At 46.4% G+C, this 23,862-nt stretch carries 21 protein-coding genes; 12 read left to right on the top strand and 9 right to left on the bottom strand.

The genetic code is table 11. The features are described from left to right. Positions 1–4 precede the first annotated feature (4 nt). From FCL46_RS19455 to hypD, 5 genes are all read left to right on the top strand, one after another. Positions 5–424 carry a hydrogenase iron-sulfur subunit gene (locus FCL46_RS19455; protein WP_153307106.1) on the top strand — a complete coding sequence of 140 codons (420 nt, stop codon included), beginning with the start codon at positions 5–7 and terminating at the stop codon, positions 422–424. Positions 425–434: 10 nt separating this feature from the next. Next, entirely contained in the window at positions 435–1,376 is a 942-nt protein-coding gene (locus FCL46_RS19450) for an NADH-quinone oxidoreductase subunit B family protein (protein WP_136805790.1), read from the top strand. 1 nt (position 1,377) lies between these two features. Next, positions 1,378–2,826 carry a Ni/Fe hydrogenase subunit alpha gene (locus FCL46_RS19445; protein WP_136805789.1) on the top strand — a complete coding sequence of 483 codons (1,449 nt, stop codon included), beginning with the start codon at positions 1,378–1,380 and terminating at the stop codon, positions 2,824–2,826. 300 nt (positions 2,827–3,126) lie between these two features. Further along, positions 3,127–3,384, top strand: a complete 258-nt coding sequence (locus FCL46_RS19440) for a hypothetical protein (protein WP_136805788.1) — start codon at positions 3,127–3,129, stop codon at positions 3,382–3,384. A 147-nt stretch (positions 3,385–3,531) separates the two neighbouring features. Continuing rightward, positions 3,532–4,587 (top strand): hydrogenase formation protein HypD, encoded by a 1,056-nt coding sequence (gene hypD, locus FCL46_RS19435; protein ID WP_136805787.1) that lies wholly within the window; start codon positions 3,532–3,534, stop codon positions 4,585–4,587. Between the two features lie 164 nt (positions 4,588–4,751). On the opposite strand, the gene FCL46_RS19430 is transcribed toward hypD, so the two are convergent. Together FCL46_RS19430 and FCL46_RS19425 are read right to left on the bottom strand one after the other, a co-directional pair. Beyond that, complete coding sequence (locus FCL46_RS19430) at positions 4,752–5,081, bottom strand: PilZ domain-containing protein (protein ID WP_136805786.1); 330 nt, start codon at positions 5,079–5,081, stop codon at positions 4,752–4,754. A gap of 214 nt (positions 5,082–5,295) precedes the next feature. Next, positions 5,296–5,619: a hypothetical protein gene (locus FCL46_RS19425; protein WP_136805785.1), complete on the bottom strand. Its 324-nt coding sequence runs from the start codon at positions 5,617–5,619 to the stop codon at positions 5,296–5,298. Positions 5,620–5,908: 289 nt separating this feature from the next. Here FCL46_RS19425 and FCL46_RS19420 point away from each other — a divergent pair, with 289 nt between their 5' ends. Both FCL46_RS19420 and FCL46_RS19415 read left to right on the top strand, forming a co-directional pair. Further along, positions 5,909–6,349 (top strand): MauE/DoxX family redox-associated membrane protein, encoded by a 441-nt coding sequence (locus tag FCL46_RS19420; protein WP_136805784.1) that lies wholly within the window; start codon positions 5,909–5,911, stop codon positions 6,347–6,349. A 13-nt stretch (positions 6,350–6,362) separates the two neighbouring features. Then, positions 6,363–6,887: a rhodanese-like domain-containing protein gene (locus tag FCL46_RS19415; RefSeq protein ID WP_136805783.1), complete on the top strand. Its 525-nt coding sequence runs from the start codon at positions 6,363–6,365 to the stop codon at positions 6,885–6,887. Positions 6,888–6,987: 100 nt separating this feature from the next. Here FCL46_RS19415 and FCL46_RS19410 read toward each other — a convergent pair whose 3' ends face one another. Together FCL46_RS19410 and FCL46_RS19405 are read right to left on the bottom strand one after the other, a co-directional pair. Then, positions 6,988–7,980, bottom strand: coding sequence for a BMP family lipoprotein (locus FCL46_RS19410; protein WP_136805782.1), 993 nt, complete (start codon positions 7,978–7,980; stop codon positions 6,988–6,990). 44 nt (positions 7,981–8,024) lie between these two features. After that, positions 8,025–9,029, bottom strand: a complete 1,005-nt coding sequence (locus FCL46_RS19405; protein ID WP_136805781.1) for a BMP family lipoprotein — start codon at positions 9,027–9,029, stop codon at positions 8,025–8,027. Between the two features lie 250 nt (positions 9,030–9,279). Between FCL46_RS19405 and gltB the strand changes: the two genes are divergently transcribed. Both gltB and FCL46_RS19395 read left to right on the top strand, forming a co-directional pair. Beyond that, positions 9,280–13,740, top strand: a complete 4,461-nt coding sequence (gene gltB / locus FCL46_RS19400) for a glutamate synthase large subunit (RefSeq protein WP_136805780.1) — start codon at positions 9,280–9,282, stop codon at positions 13,738–13,740. 11 nt (positions 13,741–13,751) lie between these two features. Beyond that, complete coding sequence (locus tag FCL46_RS19395; protein WP_136805779.1) at positions 13,752–15,173, top strand: FAD-dependent oxidoreductase; 1,422 nt, start codon at positions 13,752–13,754, stop codon at positions 15,171–15,173. Between the two features lie 50 nt (positions 15,174–15,223). Here FCL46_RS19395 and FCL46_RS19390 read toward each other — a convergent pair whose 3' ends face one another. Both FCL46_RS19390 and aroC read right to left on the bottom strand, forming a co-directional pair. Then, the gene (locus FCL46_RS19390) at positions 15,224–17,311 is read right to left on the bottom strand and encodes a chloride channel protein (protein WP_228723251.1); all 2,088 of its coding nucleotides are present in this window, start codon (positions 17,309–17,311) and stop codon (positions 15,224–15,226) included. 396 nt (positions 17,312–17,707) lie between these two features. Next, the gene (gene aroC, locus FCL46_RS19385; protein ID WP_136805778.1) at positions 17,708–18,799 is read right to left on the bottom strand and encodes a chorismate synthase; all 1,092 of its coding nucleotides are present in this window, start codon (positions 18,797–18,799) and stop codon (positions 17,708–17,710) included. 227 nt (positions 18,800–19,026) lie between these two features. On the opposite strand from aroC, the gene FCL46_RS19380 reads away from it, so the two are divergent. From FCL46_RS19380 to FCL46_RS19370, 3 genes are all read left to right on the top strand, one after another. Continuing rightward, complete coding sequence (locus FCL46_RS19380) at positions 19,027–19,380, top strand: type II toxin-antitoxin system RelE family toxin (protein WP_136805777.1); 354 nt, start codon at positions 19,027–19,029, stop codon at positions 19,378–19,380. 79 nt (positions 19,381–19,459) lie between these two features. Beyond that, positions 19,460–20,383 carry a glucosaminidase domain-containing protein gene (locus tag FCL46_RS19375; protein ID WP_136805776.1) on the top strand — a complete coding sequence of 308 codons (924 nt, stop codon included), beginning with the start codon at positions 19,460–19,462 and terminating at the stop codon, positions 20,381–20,383. 221 nt (positions 20,384–20,604) lie between these two features. Further along, positions 20,605–22,047: a multicopper oxidase family protein gene (locus FCL46_RS19370; RefSeq protein WP_136805775.1), complete on the top strand. Its 1,443-nt coding sequence runs from the start codon at positions 20,605–20,607 to the stop codon at positions 22,045–22,047. Positions 22,048–22,252: 205 nt separating this feature from the next. Here the strand turns inward: FCL46_RS19370 and nudC are convergent, their stop codons facing one another. The 3 genes from nudC to dmpI form a co-directional block, all read right to left on the bottom strand. Next, positions 22,253–23,089, bottom strand: a complete 837-nt coding sequence (nudC, locus tag FCL46_RS19365; protein ID WP_136805774.1) for an NAD(+) diphosphatase — start codon at positions 23,087–23,089, stop codon at positions 22,253–22,255. A gap of 57 nt (positions 23,090–23,146) precedes the next feature. Further along, entirely contained in the window at positions 23,147–23,524 is a 378-nt protein-coding gene (locus FCL46_RS19360; protein ID WP_136805773.1) for a winged helix-turn-helix transcriptional regulator, read from the bottom strand. Between the two features lie 79 nt (positions 23,525–23,603). Beyond that, positions 23,604–23,804: a 4-oxalocrotonate tautomerase DmpI gene (gene dmpI, locus FCL46_RS19355; protein WP_136805772.1), complete on the bottom strand. Its 201-nt coding sequence runs from the start codon at positions 23,802–23,804 to the stop codon at positions 23,604–23,606. Positions 23,805–23,862: the final 58 nt, after the last annotated feature.

Below are 23,862 nucleotides of genomic sequence, written 5' to 3'. Positions count from 1 at the left end.
TCAAATGAGTTTTGAGCCGAAGATCATTGCATTTTGCTGCAACTGGTGCTCCTATGCCGCTGCTGATCTCGCGGGTATTTCCAGAATGCAGTATCCACATAATGTGCGGATAATACGGGTTATGTGTTCAGGGATGGTTCATTCCGAACACATCCTTGATGCCCTGGGACAGGGTGCCGACGGTGTCATCGTACTTGGTTGACACCTCGGTGAATGTCATTACCTGGATGGTAATTATAAAGCGTTAAGCCGGTCTGATATGGTCAGTGAGTTACTGGAAGATTTCGGATATGACAGTGATCGATTTAAGATCGCCTGGGTATCTTCTGCAGAACCGGACAAATTTGTTGCAGCTGTTTCTGATATGACGAAACGTATCAAGCAGTTGGGTCCTATTAACAGTCAAAGTGTCGAGGCGGCATAAGGAGGTTGTGATGGGAGTTACTACTGCTATGGAATGGTTGGGGTCATGCTCCGGCTGTGAGATCGCGATTCTGAATATCGGTGAGGATTTAATCCCGCTTATCACCGAAGCACTTGATATAGTTCACGCTCCGGTGTTGATGGATCACAAGTATTTTGGTCAGCTGGGTGAGGGGTTAATCCTTGAAATCCCCAAGGCCACTGTAGGTATTGTAACAGGTAGCGTCAGCAACCATGAGCATCTTGAAGTGCTGGAAGAGATGCGTAAACAGTGTGATGTGCTTATCGCGCTTGGGTCCTGTGCGACCCATGGCGGTATACCTGCATTGATGAACGGTCAGGATCAGCAGAAAAGCTGGGAGGAAATCTTTCAGACGCATACAACTGATGAGGGTGCTGTAGTTCCTACTGTTGAAGTACCTGCTCCTCTTGATCGGGTATATGCCTGTGATGAAAAAGTAAAGATTGATCTGCAATTGCCGGGTTGCCCACCTAACCCGGCGCAGATCGTTGAAGTGCTCACTTCGCTGCTTGAAAATCGTGCCCCTGTGTTATCTGGAAAAAGTGTCTGTGACACGTGTCCTGCAAAGCGGGAAGGTAAGGGCGAAGTAACTAAAATTAAGCGGTTTATCACTAATGCTAAATTTAAGGCAGATGAACCGATCAGTGAGATGCGATGCCTGCTTGAGCAGGGGTATCTCTGCCTCGGACCGGTAACAGCTTCAGGTTGTTCCCGTAACGGCGCGCCGAGCTGTATTACTGCACGTGTTCCATGTCGTGGTTGTTTCGGGCCTGTCCGTAAGGATGGTAACCAGCTGCTTGATATGATGAATGCTCTTGCAAGTAACGGCATTGATTTCAAATCGGTGATAGATAGACGATCCATGCTCCGTTTTTCTGGGGCACATGGTCTTTTAAAACCGATCAAGAAGAAAGTAAAGGAGGAAGCATAATATGGGAACTGTTCTGAACATAGCCCCAGTTTCCCGCATTGAAGGACACGCGAAGATTGCCATTCATCTCAATGATGCTGGCAATGTGGAAGACGCATTCCTCCACATTCAGTCCCTACGCGGTTTTGAAAAATTTATTGAGGGGCGTCCTGCCGAGGAAGTTCCCCGTATTGTTAATAGAATTTGTGGAATCTGTCCGTGGATGCATCATCTTGCCTCCAATAAAGCAGTTGATAATGCTTTTGGTGTTACGCCGACACCAACTGGTCATAAGCTGCGTGAGATGTGTCAGGTTATGGCGCATATCAATGATAAGATTCTCCATTTCTTCTTCCTGGCGTCTCCTGATTTTGTTCTCGGGCCTGATGCGGATTATTCGGTAAGAAATGTTATCGGTGTGGCCAAAGCTAATCCTGAACTGGCTAGTAAGGTTGTTAAAATGCGCCAGCTTGGTCAGATGATGCTTGAGCGTTTTGCAGGCAAGGCTATCCATCCTATCGCAGGTGTTGTTGGCGGATTTGCCAAGCCACTGCTTGAGTCCGAGCGACAGGAGTTGTTACGGGATGCCCAGACGCTTCTTGATTTTTCTCTGTACTCCCTTGATTTCGCAATCAATAATGTGTTTGCGAAATACATGGATGTCATCAGTGAGCTGGGTAACATCACCACAGGATTTTTAGGAACTGTTGACCGTGAAGACGGTTCGCTCAGAATCTATGATGGTATACAGCGCTTGATGAAGCCGGATGGAACTTATGTCGATTTTGAGGGTGAGGATTATGCAAATTATCTTGGTGAGCATGTAGAACCATGGGCGTACTCCAAGATGCCATATGCTAAATCCTGGAATGAAGGCTTTGATCTCAATCTTGCGGCCCCTAAAGGAATATATCGCTCAAACACACTGGCGCGCATAAATGTTTGTGATAAGATCTCCACTCCTGAAGCACATGCTGCTCTTGAGCAGTTCCGCAGCCAGTTTGGACGACCTGCCCAGCAGACCCTCTTGTACCATTATGCTCGTCTCATCGAAATGGTTTATGCCTGTGAGCGAACCATTGAGATACTTAAGTGGGACGGTATTACTGATGAGAATGTACGTGCTAAAGTTGAGCCGAAAGCCGGACGCGGAGTCGGTATTGTTGAGGCACCGCGCGGAACACTGATCCACGACTATGTAACTGATAAGAATGGCTGTATCGAAAGCGCCAACCTGATAGTGGGAACCACCCATAATATCGCGCCAATGAATATGAGCGTGAAGCAGGCTGCAACATCACTGATCAAAGATGGTATTTATAACGAAGGGTTGCTTAACCAGGTGGAGATGGCCGTCCGGGCCTACGACCCCTGAATGTCATGTGCAACCCACCGCCTGGATGGCGGTGTACCTGTAGCGCTTAGCATCATCGACTCTAAAGGTGAGGAGGTGGATCGGATAATAAGCTAGCCTTTCTATCCTGTTTTATGAAAAGTTCGGGTTTCGGGATTTTTACTCCCTACCTGCTCATGTAAGAGCAAGTAAAAATTCCGAAATCTCGTCAAGAGGCGGATGATAACCATAGAAGATCGAAAAAAGTTTTGCTCTATAAAATCATCCTGTTATTGGTAAGTTGCATATGCTCGTTAGACTGTTGGTGCATCTAACACCGTTTTTTTGATGATGAAATGGTGGAGAGTGTTATATTAAGAACGCACATGTGGACAGTTTCTAATGGACAGCTCTCGTGTTCTTGAAAAGGAGACCATAATGCCACAACGAAGTGAGCGGGGGAAACGCCTTCAGGTAAGAGCTGAAAATCCCTCAGGTGTCTGCGGTTATGTGGATCACATGACCATTGATGAACTGAAAGCACGCGCAGTAGGTGAAGAGTTTGATGCCACCTGTCCGGCGTGTGGAATGTTTCATCTGACCAAAGAAGAAATCAATATTCTGAATAAAGAAAAGATTACACGATCGAAAGATTATGCAGATATGAAGAAAGAGGCGGAAGAAGACAGTCTCTGATATTTGCTTTTGGAAGAGTCACCCTTGAAGAATTCGAAATCTAAAGGGTTTTTTCCAGTGTTATATGCTTGACCACAACGGGGCCGATATTGGCCCCGTAATTTGTATGATCTATTTTTTTAGATCCCTGGATGAGAAGGTGATGACTTGAGAGATTCGGAACAGTTGCTCAAGAGGCTGCATGAGATTGTTGATCGACCAATCAGAATTATGGTTGTGTGTGGTGCTCATAATCAGGCAATAATGCGCTATCATTTGCGTGATGAACTTCCGGATAAACTGGAGCTTGTTGCCGGGCCTGGATGCTCGGTTTGTGTAATGCCTGCGGGTCATGTCGATGCATTTGTTAAAGTGGCTTTGCAACCTGATGTTATAACAGCAACGTGTCATGATCTCCTGCTTGTGCAGGGGAGTCGTGAATCGCTGGCGTCCATCCGTAAGCGCGGTGCTCGAGTCGAGGTAATATCAACTCCGCGCGATTGCCTGGAACTCGCACGGCTTGAGCCGGATAAAGTTATCGTCTATACAGCCGTAGGGTTTGAGGCCACTGCGCCTTCTGTTGCTGAAACAATCCTTGAAGCAGCACGGGAAGGCATTGATAATTTCTGCGTCATTCCTTCTATTCGCTTACTGCCGCCCACTATCGATTCTATCATGCGTGATCCGGAGATTGGTATTCATGGTCTGTTGTGTTCCGATCACGTGACCACTATTTCCGATACTGAAGCGTATACAAGCCTCGCTAAAAAATATGATTTATCCTGCTGTATAGCTGGATTTCAGAAAGATGATATAGTTCGCGGTCTGATCAGTATGGTTATGCAGATCAGGCACGGTGTTTCACTTTTTGATGACAGCTCGGCGATCATTTATTCGTCTGAGGACAGTAAGAAGGCACGTCAGATGGTTTCTGAAGTCTTTTTTGCAGTGGATACAGCGTGGCGTGGACTTGGAACAATTGCTGAGAGTGGTTTCGTAATACGGGACGAACTCTCTCTCTATGATGCTACAAAGCGTTTTAATGTCCGTTTCATGGAAGGTGAAGAGCGTTGCTCATGCCATTGCGACATGATTATTTCAGGGCGCGGCCTGCCGCCTGATTGCCCATCTTTTGGCATGGCTTGTACGCCTCAAAATCCAATTGGTCCCTGCATGATCTCGAGCGAAGGAATATGCGCCTCATATTTTAAATATAATCTGTAATGGCTGTATCAGATTTACTCAGCGTTAGCTGGGAATAGTCTGCAGTTTTACGTCTTACGTCATAAAAGAATAACGAAATACGAAAACCGGTAACAGATATACTCTGTTACCGGTTTTTTTTATGCTGTGTTTATTGCGTCATAGCCCAGCAGGAGCCGCAGGGCCTATCCCCAGATGTCGTCTTGTCCTGGCTCCAGTTGCATTACAAACTCAGTCCAGTCCCATGGACTGTTTTCAATCTGACCGCCAATCACTTTTACTACGCCTGCATCAGTTTCCCATTTCTGTTTAACCAGCAGCTTAAAATGTGAGCCCTGGCCGTCTACGATAACCGATAGGATATCTGCATCAGGATCCAGGTTTTTGGGAATGCGATCCAGTGACATTCCGTATCTTGAAATATCAGTTACAATTCCTGTGAAAAAACCCTTACCATCAGAAATATCTGCATTGAGACCTCGTATAGGTATCCGTGGATGTCTGCGTTTGTCCATATGCTTCACCTGCCGCTGAATTGATATAACCAGTTCCCCGGAGATATCCGGACAATTGGCGCATGCATTTTTACTCTTCCCCAGATCATCTTTGTCACGTGCCTTTTCTCGAGCTCCTTCTTTATATTGTAGGCATAGCCAGGAAAAAGCCAAGAGGAAAAAACGAAGTGAAAATGCTGGAGACTGCATAAATAAAGAGTTTTATCTGGATATGTCAGAAGGATATGAATGTGCCTAACCCAATAAAAAAGAGTAGCAGTGAGACTATTATAGCAAGGTTTCCAATGGTGCACGGGTTTCTCTCGCGATGGAGAATTCTATATGATCTCGCACCTGCTTTTCTATTGGGTTCTAAACGAAATTGTGCAGGATGATTAATGAGTTCACCGACGCCGAAAAGCAAAAGACTACCTGAGATTTTCAAAAGACCTGTAATACTCTCAGGTTCCGGTCTGAATATCACTATCGAGAGTGCTACGAGGATGGAAAACAGCAGAGCGATATAGGCAGCAACGAGGAGAGGGTGATAACGTTTCACGATGGTTAAACTCCTTTATAGAAGTTTTTTATTCAATTGTATCACATCGAATTTGTATCAATTACCGCTAAATTTGAAAATGTACAGAGCGGTTAACAATAAAGTGGAATGTATTGAAATGTCGGATAAGTAGGGCTCTTATGTATAGGATATACCAATTTGACAAACGTATAAATCTTGTGGATAGTGTCAGGCGCAGGGGAAACCTGAAAATATATAGTTTGGTATTTCAGGTAGATCATTTAATCGAGATTTTTGCTGAGCAAAAAAGAACACGAGAAAAGCAATAATGGGTTGTCGTCACTGGTTTATCTGGACTGATCGCGTCTGTCGATGGATGCTGGCTGCTGTGTTTCTATTTGCGGGCTTACCAAAGATCGTTAATCCTCAGGAATTTGCACTTATAATAGATGCCTACGGGCTGCTGCCTGATGCAGCAATTTTGCCTGTTGCGCGAATGCTTCCGGTAGCAGAAGTTGTTGCTGCTCTCGCCCTTTTGAGAGGAAGGATTGAAGGTCTCTGGTCGGTCGCTTTGATGATGATCTGCTTTATCGCAGTCCTGAGTTACGGCATACATATCGGCCTGGATATTGATTGTGGTTGTTTCGGACCTGAGGACCCTGAGTACAAGGCATTTTCAGGTCTCAGAATCGCACTGATACGTGATTTATTACTCTGTGTCCCATTGGGGTACGGTTTTTGGTATGCATATGGATATACATCAAAATGAGATGGAGAAAAAAATGAAAAAGACACTGGTTGCGTTGATGATTGCAGTACCACTCTGCCTTGGTTCCAATGCCTTCGGATTTGGAGACTCAAAGTTTGAAAAAGAAGTAACTGTGGAAGCAGCAGCAGTTAAGCTCGTTCGCGAAGTTACTCGCGGAGATTATGGAGTAATTACGACTGAAGAATTACACAAAGCGATGCAAGCCGGAGAAGATATGCTGGTGATTGACACCATGCCCTATGAAGCGAGCTATAAGAAAAATCACATACCTGGTGCCAAGCAGTTCTTATTCCCTATCCCGGAAATGAATGAGTGGGACAGTAACGAGACCGACGGCAAGTCGAAAGAAGATTTTATCGCTCTTTTAGGAGATGATACAAACAAAAAAATTGTGGTCTATTGCGGCTTTGTTAAATGCACACGGAGTCACAATGGTGCCATGTGGGCACGCAAGCTTGGATATACAAACGTTATGAGACATCCCGGTGGGATTTTTGCCTGGAAAGGTGCCGACTATGAGGTGAGTTCGGTAGAGTAAAAACGTATGATTTTCTGATCCTGCCATTCTACGTCTCCTGAAGTACTATTCAGGAGACGTTTCCTGTTGGTTAGACATGTAACGATTCATAATGGTAAGATTACAAGTGTTCACTGAGAATGTCAGTGACGATAATTTTTCCTGATATAATGTCATTTTTAAGTACGTTTAATATGTCGTGGGTATCACTACCTACTATCTGGTGTGTGTATTTCATCTCTGTGAGTGAGATTCCTCCATTTTTAAAGCCGTACTGGATGACGCCGGGCTCGAACTGCTGTCTGCATGCCTGCAACGTTTCTGTAAAGAGTGCTTTATCAAGATGTTTCATCACTGAGGTCAGTACGTGTCCTCTAGCCATGTGATCCTGGTCTGCATCGACACCTATGACGAATGTGTTGTTTGCGCTGGCAGCCAGTATGACTCCATTACCACTTAGTCCCGCCACGGCAAAAATAACATCAATACCTTGATTATACAGATCTGTGGCAATGGAATACGCTTTGCCTGGATTGTTAAATCCGCTATAGTCGGGCAATTGTGAGATGTGTTCGACAGATATAGTGGTTGATGGAGAGACATGTCGCACACCCTCAATAAACCCAACCTTGAATGATTCGATTATCGGTATATCAATGGCGCCTATGAAACCTACCTTCCCTGATTCAGAATGAAGAGCGGCGAGAGCTCCGGCAAGAAAAGCACCTTCGTGCTGACTATAGATAATAGATTTCAGATTGGGGAGCTCCCCACCATTAAAATCGTTGGCTATAAACTGTACTTCCGGATGAAGGGGAGCGTATTTATGAAGGGTAGGGATAAACTGATCACCGTTTAGAACTATAAGGTTTGCCCCGTCATCAATTAGTTCCTCCATAAGGGTGTCCATTACCAACTCCTGTTCCCATTCCCGGTATATGATATTGAATCTGCATTCTTCACGGGCTTTAGCTATTCCTTTCCATGTCATATCATTAAATGATTCATCCCCAAGGCCACCGGAACCTGTGAGAAAGCCAACTGTCCATGCAGAGCAGCAGGAAGGGAATAGTACAAGATGAAGGAGTGATAAAATGAGGAAAAAATTATTCATGAAGTGAGATGCGTTTTTATCTATAACACTATGTTTGTAATGGTTTAATTTTTTTCCAGAGGGTTGGGTACCTTAACTTCACCGGCAATAATCTGTTGTTGTAAAGATTCAATCTTTTTTTGTACATCCTCTGGTATAAGGTGTTTTGTATAGGTCATCGGGCTCAATGATACACCGGCCTCTTTGAGTCCGAAGGAATAGACTCCCTGAACGTGTTTTCCATTGAAGATATTATCTAATATGTTGATTGTAGCCATATCCAGTCGTTTTATGACACTTGTCAGGACAAATCCTTTAGCCATATGATCCTGATCTGCATCAACTCCAATTACAAATTTTTGTTGCTGTCTTGCAGCCTGGATGATCCCGTTACCTGAAAGGCCTGCTGCCCCAAAGATTATGTCGATACCATCGTTGTACATTCTATTGGCAGTTTTAAACCCGAGTTTAGGATTGTTAAATCCCGAATCACCACTTTCCGGTGTTGATAAAAACATTTCAGAGACCTGAATCTCAGAAGTGACGTATTCTGCTCCGGCTCTGAAACCGACTTGAAAAGCGCGAATAACCGGCATATCCATTCCACCAATAAAACCGATTTTTTTGGATTTACTCATCCAGCCGGCAAGTGCTCCAGCAAGAAAAGAACCTTCATGCTGCCCGTAGATAGTCGAGATTACATTGGGGAGTCCTTCCAATGGAAAGTCGTGGATAATAAATATGCGCTTTGGGTATTTTCGGGAGTACTCTGCCACCACATCTCTGTACTCCCAGCCATTTGCCACTATGATATCTGCATCACGGTCGATTAAGCGATCCATTGCGTGTTTTCTGGACTTTTCGGTGAATCCTTCAGATTGTTCCCTGATAAGTCTGAAATCATGACTTGCCCGTGCCTGGATCAGGCCGGCGTAGGTCATATCGTTAAACGACTGGTCCCCGAGTCCTGAAACAGGGACAAGAAATCCAACTGTGCGATCGGCCCATGAGGCAGTTGAAAACAGCAGACAAAAAAGAACGAAAAAGAATGTAGTAGTGTGTTTTTTCAAAATCTTACCTGATTTTCATGATATGAATTAATATCATGTAAGGGATGTTTATCCTTAAGAAGGCCTGATACACGTAATTCAGTATAGCATTAGCTTCAATCTTACGCCAGATTACTGCTTAACAATCATCGGGAGCTGTTTATGATTGATAGCAGCAGCTTTACTCTGCTAACCTGTAGAATAAGTATCGGGACAGTTAAAGAATATTTTCTTGCCGTTTTACGGTAACCATCTTGAATGGAGGCAGTAAATGGCCATTTATGACAGTGCCCTTGAAAAAGACAACTGCGGTTTTGGGCTTATCGCAAATATGGATGGGGAGGCAAGCCACAAAATTGTTCGCACGGGGATCTATTCTCTGGCCCGTATGGCTCATCGCGGTGGAATAGCTGCGGACGGTAAAACCGGGGATGGTTGCGGTCTTCTATTGCAAAAGCCTGATAGCTTTTTTCAATCTGTAGCAAAAGAGATGAATATCAAACTGGGCAACCGGTATGCTGTGGGCATGCTGTTTCTAAGCCAAGACCAAGGCCTTGCAGCTGCTGCAAAAAAACTGATTGATACCGAACTTTCCCGCGAAACGTTAACCGTTGTCGGCTGGCGGGACGTCCCGATTGACCCTGATGTCCTTGGTGATTTGGCACGTGCGACGCTTCCACAAATATGCCAGGTAATAATTAATGCTCCTTTTGCCTGGGGGGCCACTGATCTTGAGCGTCGCCTCTATATGGTGCGTAGGCGGGTGGAAAAATTATTGGCAGATGATCCGGATTTTTATGTAGTCTCTCTTTCAAACCTTGTGGTTATCTATAAAGGATTGTGTCAGCCTGCTGATTTGCCCAAATTCTTCCCTGACCTTGCGGATCTTCGCATGCAGAGTTCGATCTGTCTTTTCCATCAGCGATTCTCAACCAATACTCTGCCCAGGTGGGAGCTGGCCCAGCCATTCAGGTTCCTGGCACATAATGGTGAGATAAATACTATTACCGGCAACAGGCAGTGGGCCAGAGCCCGGAGTTATAAGTTTCATTCCCCCCTTATTCCGGATCTTCAGGATGCCGCGCCTTTTGTGAATGAACATGGATCAGATTCCTCGGCACTCGATAATATGCTGGAACTCTTTCTGGCAGGTGGAATGGGACTTTTCAGGGCGTTCAGATTGCTGATTCCGCCAGCGTGGCAAAAACATCCGGACATGGGTGATGACCTGCGTGCTTTTTATGATTTCAACTCCATGCACATGGAACCCTGGGATGGTCCTGCAGGGGTTGTCATGAGTGATGGCCGCTTTGCAGCTTGTGGGCTTGACCGTAATGGCCTGAGGCCTGCGCGATATGTAGTCACCCGGGACAGGTTGATCACTCTTGCCTCTGAGGTCGGGATCTGGGATTACGATCCTGATGAGGTTATCGAAAAGGGACGGGTGGGGCCAGGTGAACTGTTTGTAATTGATACCCACACAGGCAAACGATGGGCATCATGGGATATAGACAATGAACTGAAATCACAACATCCTTATGTTGAATGGATGAAGAGTTCCTGTGAGAGACTTGTGCCATTTGACCTGATCGCAGATTTTAGCATGGAACCGGTTGGTGAGAGTGATGAATTAATAATCTTCCAGAAGATATTCGGGTACAGTCGTGAGGAAATCGAACAGGTCGTCCGTGTTTTGGGTGAGACCGGCAAGGAAGCAATGGCTTCAATGGGAGATGACACCCCGGTTGCTGTTCTTTCTAAGAAACATCGTAATCTTTACGACTACTTTCGACAGAAGTTTGCTCAGGTGACGAATCCGCCGATCGACCCTCTTCGCGAAAGCCATGTTATGTCGCTTGCTACCTGCATAGGTTGCGAACAAAATGTTTTTAACGAAACAAAAAGTCATGCACACAGGGTGTTGTTTGATTCGCCTGTTCTTGTGCCGAGCGACTTTCAGCAGCTTAAAGAGTTATCGGAAGAACATTATCGTAATGTGGTGCTGAGTCTCAATTATCCTGAGAAAGAGGATCTTGGTGCAGTCCTTGTCAAGCTCTGTGACAAAGCGCTTGAGGAGGCACGAAATGGTGCAGTGCTGCTCATTCTCTCAGATCGAGATGTGAGTGAGAATACCATACCAATCCCGGCAGCGATGGCTGTTGGTGCAGTGCAGCGGAGTCTCGTGGATAACAACCTGCGGTGTGACACAAACATTATCATCGAGACCGGCAGCGCCCGTGATTCCCACCATTTTGCAGTGCTGACAGGGGTAGGGGCGACGGCTGTTTATCCTTGGCTTGCGTACGTGACCCTTGCAGAGCTTGTGAATAAAGCTGTTATCAAAAAGCCACTGAAAGAGGTTGTCGGGAACTATCGTACAGGAATAAACAAAGGCTTATTGAAAATTCTCTCAAAGATGGGAATTTCAACGATTGCCTCCTACAGGAGTTCTAAGCTTTTTGAGGCTGTGGGGTTGTCAGACAGTGTGGTTGATCTCTGTTTCAGGGGTGTTGCCAGCAGGATTGGTGGTGCGGAGTTCAGTGACTTCCATGAAGATCAGCTGGCACAATCTCATTACGGCTGGCGATCCCGGCACAGGCCACTGCCTCCTGGAGGACTTATCAGATATGTGTACGGAGGAGAATACCACGCCTTTAACCCTGATGTTGTCCAGTCTTTGCAAAAGGCGGTGCGTTCTGGTGAATATGATGACTATCGTATATTTTCTAAACATGTGAACGAACGGCCTGTTTCAAGCCTCAGAGATCTTTTGCAGATTAAAGGATCAGGAGCTACTGTTTCGCTGAGCGAAGTCGAGCCCGCCGAGAATCTTTATCAACGATTTGATTCTGCCGCCATGTCAATCGGGGCTTTGAGTCAGGAAGCCCATGAGGCTCTGGCTATAGCTATGAACAGGCTTGGGGGATATTCAAACAGTGGCGAGGGGGGGGAAGACCCGAACAGGTTCGGCACTGAACGTGTGTCACGAATTAAGCAGGTAGCTTCCGGCAGGTTTGGGGTCACTCCTACATATCTGGTTAATGCAGATGTCCTCCAGATTAAGATGGCTCAGGGTGCAAAGCCCGGTGAAGGCGGTCAGTTACCCGGGCATAAGGTGACACCGCAAATAGCTAAACTTCGTCATTCTATTGTAGGCGTTACGCTCATCTCTCCGCCACCGCACCATGATATTTATTCCATTGAGGATCTTGCTCAGCTCATTTTCGACCTCAAACAGGTTAATCCCAATGCCCTGGTGAGTGTCAAACTTGTTTCAGAGCCGGGAGTCGGCACAATAGCCACCGGTGTAGCGAAGGCATATGCGGATATGATTACCATTTCAGGTTACGACGGAGGAACTGGTGCCAGCCCGCTTACATCGGTGAAATACGCAGGCAGTCCATGGGAAATTGGATTGGCCGAGACCCAGCAGGCGCTGGTGGCAAATGGTTTGCGTCATAAGGTTCGATTGCAGGTTGATGGGGGATTGAAATCCGGGCTTGATATCGTTAAGGCAGCAATTCTTGGCGCAGAAAGTTTTGGTTTCGGCACTGCACCGCTTATTTCGCTTGGCTGCAAATATTTGCGGATATGCCATCTGAATAACTGTGCAACCGGAGTTGCGACTCAGGATGAGACCTTGCGGCGTGAGTTCTTTACCGGTCTTCCCGAGATGGCGATGAACTATTTTAAATTCGTAGCGCGGGAAACCCGGGAGATCATGGCAGAGCTGGGCGTCACGAGAATAGTTGACCTTATCGGCAGAACTGACCTGCTCACAGAACTGGACGGTTTCACGACAAAGCAGCAGCGGTTAAACCTGAGTGATATTCTTGCACCCGTAAAGGCGGGGAAGGGTACCGGTTTATATCAATCAGAATCCAATGATCCTGTCGATCCGGGCAACCTGAATATCAGACTGCTCGAAGAACATGAAGAATCTGTAATTGAGAATAAAAAAGGGAGAGGCTCCTATCGGATTCGCAACACGGATCGTTCAGTTGGAGCAAAACTTTCAGGGTGTATATCGACGCATCACGGTGATGCGGGGATGGGGCAAACGCCGTTTGAACTGGAATTTGAAGGTACAGCAGGGCAGAGTTTCGGGGCGTGGAATGCGGCTGGAATGAATATGGTGCTGACCGGAGATGCCAATGATTATGTAGGTAAGGGTATGGCCGGAGGAAAACTCGTGGTCAGGCCGCCTTCAGGTGTATCGTATCTGTCTCATGAAGCAACGATCATCGGTAATACCTGTCTGTATGGAGCAACAGGAGGCAGGTTGTATGCGGCTGGAAAGGCTGGAGAGCGTTTTGCTGTGAGAAATTCAGGTGCCAAAGCAGTGGTGGAAGGTATCGGTGATAATGGTTGTGAATATATGACCGGAGGAGTCGTAACAATTCTTGGCCAGACGGGGGTGAATTTCGGGGCAGGTATGACTGGAGGTTTTGCGTATGTGCTTGATCAGGATGGAGCTTTGGCAGGCCGAATGAATTCTGAGCTTGTTGAGCTGCTTGATCTCAATGACCGGGAAGTGCTGCTTGAGCATCTTCGGGGAATTATCAGTGCACACTTAGAAGAAACAGGCAGCTCACGTGCTGAAAGTATTCTTACTGATTTTGATACCTTTGTACCGATGTTCAAATTGGTGAAACCGAAAACCAGTGATCTTGAGACATTGCTTGGTCACAGAGGTGGTTCGCCTGTTGAAATGATGGCAAATACACATTAAGTGAGGAACTCATGAATCAAAACCTCTTTCAATTTATAGAAGTTGACCGTGTTGATCCTCCTAAGAAAAAAATTGATGATCGAAAAAACACGTTTAAAGAGATTTATAAACCGTTTCAAAAACATCAGTTAAAAATGCAGGCGGATCGATGCATTGAGTGCGGAAACCCATATTGCGAGTGGAAATGTCCTGTACATAACTACATTCCGGACTGGCTGAAGCTCGCCAATGAAGGACGTATCGAAGAAGCCGCAGAGCTGTGTCACCAGACCAACAGCCTGCCGGAAGTGTGCGGTAGAGTCTGCCCACAGGATCGTTTATGTGAGGGGGCCTGCACCTTGAATCCTGATTTTGGTGCAGTAACTATCGGGGCGATTGAAAAGCACATTGTTGATACAGCCTTTGCTCGCGGTTGGCGTCCTGATCTGAGCAAAGTTGTGAAGCAGGACTTGAGAGTGGCTGTAATCGGTGCCGGACCGGCAGGCCTGGCCTGTGCTGATGTACTTATCAGAAATGGTATTACGCCTGTGGTTTTTGATCGTAATCCTGAGATAGGCGGCTTACTCACATTTGGTATCCCTCCGTTTAAACTTGATAAGCAGGTGATGGAACTCAGAAGAGAGATTTTCACCGATATGGGCATTGAGTTCCGATTGAGTGTTGAAGTTGGGCAGGATGTTGAATTTGATGAATTACTTAGCAGTTTTGACGCGATTTTTGTCGGTATAGGCACCTATGAAAATATCAGAGCCGGATTTCCAGGTGAGGACCTCGAAGGAGTCTATGACGCTTTGCCGTACCTTATTGGCAATATCGACATGCTTATGGGCTTTAACAGAAAAGAGCATCCGCAACTCGACTTCGCAGGACTGCGGGTTGTCGTACTGGGTGGCGGTGATACAGCCATGGACTGCGTACGGACAGCTATTCGCCAGGGAGCAAAATCAGTAACCTGTGCGTATAGGCGGGATGAAAAAAATATGCCCGGCTCCGCAAGAGAGGTACATAATGCCAGAGATGAGGGAGTGCAGTTTCTCTGGAACCTTCAGCCACTCAGCCTGCAGGAAGGAAGCAATTCCAAAGTCCGGGGGGTTGAAGTTGTTACCACGCGGCTCGGAGAACCTGACGATCAGGGGCGTAGAAGGCCTGAGCCTGTGATTGGAACTCAGCAGGTACTACCGGCAGATGCGGTGATAATGGCCTTTGGGTATAGGCCAAGTCCTCCGCCATGGCTTGAGGAGCAAGGCATTTCACTGAATGAATGGCGGTTAATAAAGGCAAAACCTGACAGTCAATTTCCGTTTCAGACCAGTAATACAAAAGTTTTTGCAGGTGGTGATGCAGTGAGGGGATCAGATCTGGTGGTGACGGCAATTGCAGAAGGGCGTAGCGCAGCAGAAGGGATAATGGCGTATCTCGGGTTGCCAGTTTAGGAAACCCGAGATAATTTTGTCCGAAAACGAGGTACCACAACCTCAATATGCTATTGAGGTTGTGGTATCTGGCAGCTGTTGAGGATATCTTTTAATCTTCCGATATCTGCTGTTTTGCCATATACAGTTACCACGTCCCCTATTTCAAGATAGGTAGATCCTCGAGGGATAATGATCTGCCCGGCACGTTTTATGGAAACGAGATTGACCGTGTCCGGCAGCTGCATGTCTTTAACCATAGAATTGTTACAGGCATCGCTGTCTTTCAAAACAAATTCCGCAAAGCCGTTATCTGCAGGTTTTCTCAGCTCAACATCATCCTGGATAATCTGTCCACGCTGCTTTCTTACAACACCCACATCATAGGCCCGAAGGATATCAGAGCGACTGATAAGACCGGCGAGGCGGCCGGAATTGCCACGCCGTACAACAGGCAGGCGGGCAAGATCACGCGGTGACATTTTCTGGATCGCGACCCAGATAGGTTCGTCGGGAAATACAGTGATCGGATCTTCAACCGCGACATCTGAGACGCGCAACCCTTTTGTTGAAAAATTCTCCTGCATCTGGGCACGATTGATATCATTTAATGTGACAATACCCCACACCTTACCACCATCTTTCATTACCGGGAATCCGTGGAGATTCGTTTCCTGAAAGAGAGCCATCAGGTCAGACAGTGGTTGATCTTTATGGATTGTTACCGGCTGAACTTTCATCACCTCGCTTATCTTCACACCCTGCATGATATCCATGTCACGGCCTTCAGAGAAGCGTACGCCACGTTTTGCCAGCTTCAACGTGTAGATCGATTCTGGGTGGAGCCACTGGGCAAAATAACAGGCGGCGATGCCGGCAATCATCAGTGGCAGGATCATGTAATAATCATTGCTCATTTCAAAGACGATGAGCATTGCTGTGAGCGGGGCGCGGGCAGTGGCCGAGAAAAGGGCTGCCATTCCGACCAGAGCATAGGAGCCTGGACTGCCAGCGATATCAGGGAACAGGTATTGAAAGAGATGCCCCATTGCGCCACCAAGCATGGCACCGGTGAAAAGGGATGGTGCGAAAACACCACCAGAATTACCTGAACCAAGAGTAAAGGAGGTCGCAAGTGGCTTGAGGATTACAAGAATTGCAAGAATCCAGAGGCTGGCTTTGCCCTGAATAGCAAGCTCAATAAACGGAAAGCCTGATCCGTACATATGCGGGATGATAGCTCCCGAGCCACCGTGTGCTCCGCCGCTCATGGGCTGGGCAACTTCAGGGAGGTGCATATAGGCAAAACCAAGAATTCCTAGAAATACAGCACCTACGGCTGGTTTAAAGATTTGCGGGAAGTCCCAGTTATCAAATAGATTCTCACTGAAATTGAGCATCCGTATGAACATGATACCAATAATGGCGGCGGATAAACCGAGCACAAGGTAGAGAACCAACTCTACCGGTGTGTTCATAGTGTATACTGGAACCTCAAATGCAACACGATTACCAAAGAAGAAGTGACTGACAATAGAGGCGGAGACGGCAGCTATGACAACATTGCCGAAATGACGAACCTGAAGGCCGCACATCAATACTTCGATGGCAAAGGCGACACCTGCAATAGGGGCATTAAAGGTGGCGGCAATACCAGCTGCAGCGCCACAGGCGACAAGATTACGTATACGTTCATCAGAGAGTCTCAGAATCTGCCCGAGGCTTGAGCCGAGAGCAGAGCCAACCTGTACAATCGGACCTTCACGACCGGCAGAACCACCGGTTCCTATACAAAGTGCTGATGCGGCAATTTTTGCAGCGGCTACTCTGGCGCGGATACGACCGCCCCGCAGGATGAGTGCCTGCATTACTTCAGGTACACCGTGTCCTTTGGCTTCCTGCGCGAAAAGAATCAGCGGACCGACAAGCAAGCCACCAACTATCGGAACAATGACATAGACCCATTTACCAAGTATCGGAACGGCTGCTGAGAAGGAGGTGTATGAAAGATGTTGAATGGCATGGATTAATTTGATGAACAGCACTGCAGCTAAACCGGTACCGGCGCCGACAATAACTGAAAGAATAAGTAGGAGCAGACCTTCGGGAGGTCCGAGCCTATCCAGATAATAACTGAGAGTGCTTCGTTTAGGAGTCATGCGAATGATATGGCTGCCGGTTAAACGACACTCCTGGAAATATTGCCGAGATACAGAGGATTTGGTGGGGAAATATCCAATGCCTCTTTGAGGGTACAGTGCAAACAGCAACAGCGACACCATCACGGGGCATAGCCAGGTACTATGTCACGTCGGTATCGCAAGCACATTTCGGTATAAAGTTATCGTCAGTTTAGTGCGTGACAACAACATCACATTTTTTCTACAGTGTTCAGACCATAGATTCAAGCACTATTTTTTTAGGTAAGAGGGCTTTCCTCCATAATTATTAAAATTTGCCTCTCCTGAAAGGCAAAGCATTGTCCCCATATCCTTGATTACGATGAAGACAATGCTGCAGTTAATGATACCTAAGTGTTTTTAATATGTTACTTGTCAGCCTATCATGCTCTTTCTGGCTTCCTGTCTGAGTGCCATATCGAGCAGGACAAGTGAAGACATTGACTCGACAATCGGTATCGCCCGCGGGACAACACACGGGTCATGCCGTCCTTTGGCTTCCAGCAGGGTGCTGACTCCCCGGAAATCTACTGTTTTTTGCGGAAGTGCAATGGTTGCAGGTGGTTTGAAGGCGACTCGGAAGTAAATAGCTTCGCCGTTTGAAATTCCACCCTGGATGCCGCCGGAGTTGTTGGTAACAGTTCCAAGATGTGAACCTTTTTGGATGAACGGGTCATTATGGATAGACCCGCGAAGCTTTGTGCCGGCAAAGCCTGAGCCTATTTCAAACCCCTTGGTTGCCGGAATGGCCAGCATAGCCTGGGCAAGTTTTGCTTCGAGCTTCTCGTAGGTGGGTTCGCCAAGGCCGACAGGGACGTTACGGATAACGCATGAAACGACGCCACCTACAGAATCTCCGGCATCTTTTAGTTCGCTGATCAGGTCCTGCATTTTGGCAGCTGCTTCCTGGTCAGGGCATCGGACAATATTGCTGTCAACCATTTCGCGGGAAATGCTGTTATGGTCCACTTTAGTCGCAACAAGTTCACCGACACTCTCAACCCACGCTATAATTTCAATGTTGTACCGTTCTTTCAGCACCTTCTCGGCTACGGCACCGGCAGCGACTGTGCCGATAGTTTCTCTGGCGCTCGATCTGCCGCCTCCTGAAGATGCGCGCAGGCCATATTTCATTTGATAGGTATAATCCGCGTGCGACGGCCTCGGGATTTGGGCCATCTCACCATAGTCAGAAGGGCGTTGATCCCTGTTTGCGACTTGCAGTGCGATAGGTGTTCCCAGTGTTTTGCCGTGCTCTGTACCTGAGATGATGGTTACTGCATCCTTCTCCTGCCGGTCGGTTGAAAGATGCGACTGGCCTGGGCGCCTGCGGTCAAGTTGCACCTGTATATCCGATTCTGTAAGCTCAAGACCCGGAGGGCATCCGTCAATAACCACACCAACTGCTTTACAATGTGATTCTCCGAAGGTACTTACCTTATATAGCGTTCCAAAACTACTTGACATATCAATCCTTTTTATTCTGGTTACGTGGGAATCAATCGATGCTGTATACATCTACAAAGTGAAACAATGTACACAGCATGATGGTTTGTAAAGATCTGTATTTAGGAGAATAGGTTTTGTGCAGTTTGCTACATTTTGATTATTCTGGTAAATATTAATCCGTTATTTGGATAATGACTCGCACATCGTTGTAGGATTGAGCATAAAATGGAAAGGTTTACTCCCCCATGGATATAGAAAGATTTGTATATCAGCCGATGCCCTATTTTGAGAAAAAGCTTAATAGTGTCGAGCGTTCAGATCCATCTGGTTTTGCTCGTATACATAAGATAATCGACAGATTACTTGATGATCCATCGAATGCGGATGGAAAAATGAACGGGTTGTATAACGGTAGGTTCAAGAAGTACGTCGGCCGTAAAGATTACAGGTTGATATATTATTGGTGTCGTCTCTGCCGCAAAGAAAATAAACGACTTGAAGATCGATGCGATGGTTGTGATGCTATCCCTGATAACAGCGTAATATTTTTCGATCTCTATCATAAAAAAGATAAAAAGAAATTTAAGGAAATGGAATAGATTAGTCAGTCGGTTGGCCACTGAGCATTCAGCATTGTGACCCCTGTCCCTGCCTTTCCCTCCCATAGCGTTAACTTCAATGAAAATATCCCGGACCGCATTTTTGTCCCTGTATACAGCTGTTTCTGTGCTTTTCTGCCTTTCGCTTCGGTATGGTGTCGCTCCCCTGCTTTTTCCGGAAACTTACGGAGGGCGATTCAGTGGTGGTGTGCACGAGTTGGCAGGTGCAGGCCATTATACCCAAATACTCGATGAGTATGATGGTCACCTTGATGAGATACGCAAGAGTAAGCTCGCACCGCCTGTATACTCTGAAAATCTTCCAATAAATCTTGGGCGGCTTCCTGTCCCTGATAAAACATCAATCTTTATCTCACTTGTATTACCAAATATTTTACGGGTGAATAATGAGATCAGCGCCACACGGGGCCGCTTGAAAGGATTATTTGAGAAAAGAAGACAATTTAAGCGGCTCACTCAAAAAGAGCAGTGGTGGTTGAACAGGTTGGCATGGGGGTATGGATGCAACCCTGAGGATACCAAAGAGTTGCTGCTCAGGGTTGATGTTGTACCTGTAGCATTAGCGCTGGCCCAGGCTATTAATGAATCTGGCTGGGGGACTTCGCGGTTTGCGTTGGAAGGGAACGCCTTGTATGGCCAGCATTTTTCTAAGGGAAATAAAGGCCAGTACATTGTCTCCAGACGTGGCAATGTTAAAGTTGCAGCGTTTGATTCGATCTATGAGGCGACCCGGAGTTATATTCACAATCTTAACAGTGTCTGGGCGTATTCAGGTTTACGCGAAATACGCGCAGAATTGAAAAAACACGAGTTGGCATTAACCGGGCATGATCTTGCCATCGGGCTTGAACGCTATTCGGAACTGGGTGTCCGGTACGTCCATGATCTTCGCTATATCATAAAACGGTATGAACTTGAAAAGCTCAATACTGTCCAACTCAAAAGTTCAACGAAAGATCTCACTGTGCAATTCTCAAGGTAAACTCCCCTCGTGTGAACGATATTTCAGTGTGACGAACCATAATCGAATGTGGTTCGTTACGTTGAAAATTCTCTCTTCAAATTGTAATTCTCCGTTATTCTCTCATATAAATCTGAAACCATGATTAATGTTTGAAACCAGTTACGAGGGAAACATTGTATGGGAGTCCCTCACTGTGGATAGTCTGACCGCATTACTATAATGCCATAAGGAGCGTGAGAATGAGGCGTCGAACTTTTCTGAAACATGGTGCAGTGAGCCTGGGTCTGCTTGGCGCTCATTCGTTGTTTGCAATTCCACCTGCCGTATGGGCTGGAGAGTACGAGCGATTTAAACGTGACCTGCCTGTTCCACCCCTCCTCGAAAGCCTGGCTGATGATAAAGGTACTGCCAGATTTTCTCTTAAAGCAACGCGTGGAGAGAGCCAACTCATAGACGATTTCACCACTCCAACTATGGGGTATAATGGTAACTATCTCGGTCCAACTATCCGTGTCAGGAATGGTCAGAAAGTTCATGTTGAGGTTACCAATGAGCTGGGAGAGAAAACTACAGTTCATTGGCACGGTTTACATGTCCCTGCCGAGTTTGATGGTGGTCCACGCCAGATCATTTTGCCTGATGCTGTCTGGAATCCTCAATTTACCATTAAGCAACCCGCCGCCACGCTATGGTACCATCCGCACGCTATGGGGTTAACGGGTGAGCATGTATATATGGGGCTTGCCGGCATGTTCTATATTGATGATGCTGTCTCTGATTCTCTCGATATTCCGAAAAAATATGGTGTGGATGACTTCCCTGTAATTTTGCAGGACCGTCGTTTTTTTCAGGACGGTAATCTGGCCTATGTGCAATCAATGATGGATGTCATGCACGGGGTAATTGGTAATATCATGCTGGTTAATGGGGTTGAATGGCCAAACCTGAATGTTGCAGGTGGTATGGTGAGGCTTAGGTTGCTTAATGGTTCCAATGGATCTTTATACCGTATACGGTTTTCAGATAATCGTGCATTCAACCAGATAGCAACCGATGGCGGCTTTATGGAAGCGCCTGTTTCGTTGACTGAAGTTGAACTTTCTCCGGGGGAGCGCTCAGAGATACTTGTAGATTTTTCCAACGATTCAGCTGCTTCGACAGTAATGCTTGTAGTGGATCAACTGCCTGGTGGTCAGTATGAGGCAATGCAGTTTACAATAGGAGAGCCGGTAGCGAAATATCATAACATCCCTGAAAAACTCACCGAGATAGAATGGCTTAATGAAAAAGACGCTGTCCGCACCAGACAAATGCAGATGCAAACTTTTTCTGAGGGAGGACGCCTGACCATCAATGGCAAGCATATGGATATGAATCGCATTGATGAAAAAATACAGTTGGGGAGCACCGAAATATGGGAAGTGAGCAATTATTCAGGCGGGATGATGCAAATGATCCATTCAATGCATCTTCATGATGTCCAGTTTCAGATTCTTGATAGAAATGGCAGAAAACCCGATCCACGAGAGCGTGGCCGAAAAGATACTGTGCTGATATATCCGAATGAAACAGTGCGGATAATTGCCCGGTTTGAGGATTATACCGGGATATATATGTATCATTGTCATCTATTGGAACATGAAGATGGCGGGATGATGGGTCAATTCGAAGTTGTTAAATAGTTTCCAGCCGAAAACGACCCTTCTGGCCAATATCAGCGTTGCAGCCTAGATTTTTATCCTCAGAATATCAGCTATATGCTTGCGGTAAAAATCCGAACTGCGCTTCGATCTTGAACATAATGCTGAGTTTTAGGATGAAAACTCAATAGTTCATTGTTTTTTCGCACCTCGCTTAGTTCTCGTGCCCAAACGAGGTAGAGATAATTCACCGGTCATGTTCTTCAAGCCAGAGATCAATAAGCTTACGGGCAATACTGATTTTTGTCGGCAGGCGGGGAAGGTCGGCTGGTGTAAACCAGTTTGCATCTTCAATTTCTCTTCCGTCCACCTGGATTTCTCCGCCTGCGTACCGTGCGGTAAAGGCAACCATCAGTGAGTGTGGGAAAGGCCAGGGCTGACTTCCTATGTATTGTATATCGCAGATATCGATATCCACTTCTTCCTTAACTTCGCGGGCCACGGCTTCTTCTAAGGTCTCGCCTGCTTCAACAAAGCCCGCAAGTACACTGAACATTCCGTTGGGAAAACGAGGAGAACGGCCAAGCAGAATTGCATCGTCTTTAATAACCGACATTATCACTGCGGGCGAGATACGAGGGTAGGTGAAGAAACCGCATTGTGGACATTTTCTAATAAGTTCACTGTGCTCTTCCTCCATCTCCGTTCCACATCTGCCACAATGTTTATGATCATTTTTCCAGCGTAGTATCTGGCTTGCTCTTCCGGCAATTGTCCAGAAATCACTTCCTATATGAGCATGGGACTCACGCAGGCTGACAGGTACCAGGTGGGTATCAGGAGATGTGTTAAGTTCCAGAACCATGCAGGCTGATTTCCCGAATGTACCTATGCATCTGGTATAGGCAATAGTATTTGCAGCAATAGGAGGCTCTAAAAAATGGGGGACGTGAAGTTGTTCGCCATTTTCAAAAAGATATATTGAATCCTTGTGTAATAAAAACCAGAAACAGGGCTGGTTATCGGGGAGAGCCTGGTTGCAGTTAAGTTGAAACTGGCTGTTGGATAGTAAGAAGTCTTGCACTGTATATCTATTAAGTATTTTTTTGGGGTTGTGTTAACACTTCAGGATAATTGCTGATTATTTTTTCGTGTCACTTTTTCTATAATTGTCCCAATATTCTGCCGATTCATTGGTGACGTCTTTTGCCCACTTGATCGCCCAGTCGCCAAACGGCGTGAGAATTTGAAAAAGCTCTTCGCCCATGGGAGTTAGAATATAACCATCATCAGAGCGATCGATAAGCCCAGCTTCCCGAAGATCTTTTAACCTGCTGTTGAGAATAGACGGGGAGATGGTTTCACAGGCGCTCTGCAAACTGCGAAATGTTGCGGCGCCGCTACTGAGATTCCAGATAATGCCCATGGCCCATCTTCTGCCAAGAAGGTCAAATGCTGCCATAATTGGGGCTCCCGTTTGAGAGCCGCGGACCGGTTTGCCCGGACAGGGGATTGCCATGGTGTTTCCTTGTGTTGAGTTTGCCTGTGGTGCTACGAATACTGTAGCGCCACAGGCAAAAAAAGGAAAGGCAAAAAGGTTAGCTGGTTGCGTACTTCTCCTCCAGAGTTATCCCTCCAACACCTATGGCGTCTGCGTTCAGTTCATTGATAAGGATAGTGAAAGCCTGAGCTGGCAGTCGGGTGATCTCTACAGCCTGTGTAGTAAATTGTTCAATAATTTGTTTTTTCTGCTCTTTGCTGGCCTGGCCTTTTCCCATAGTGATTGTAATAACCGGCATCTATTTCTCCATATTTTTTTTCGATTGGATGGCCTCGAAGAAGTTCATAGATTAAAAA

The sequence above is a fragment of the Desulfosediminicola flagellatus genome (assembly GCF_005116655.2).
In the GTDB taxonomy this organism is placed as follows: Bacteria; Desulfobacterota; Desulfobulbia; order Desulfobulbales; family Desulfocapsaceae; genus Desulfopila; species Desulfopila flagellata.
This window is presented reverse-complemented; position numbering and strand designations above follow the sequence as displayed.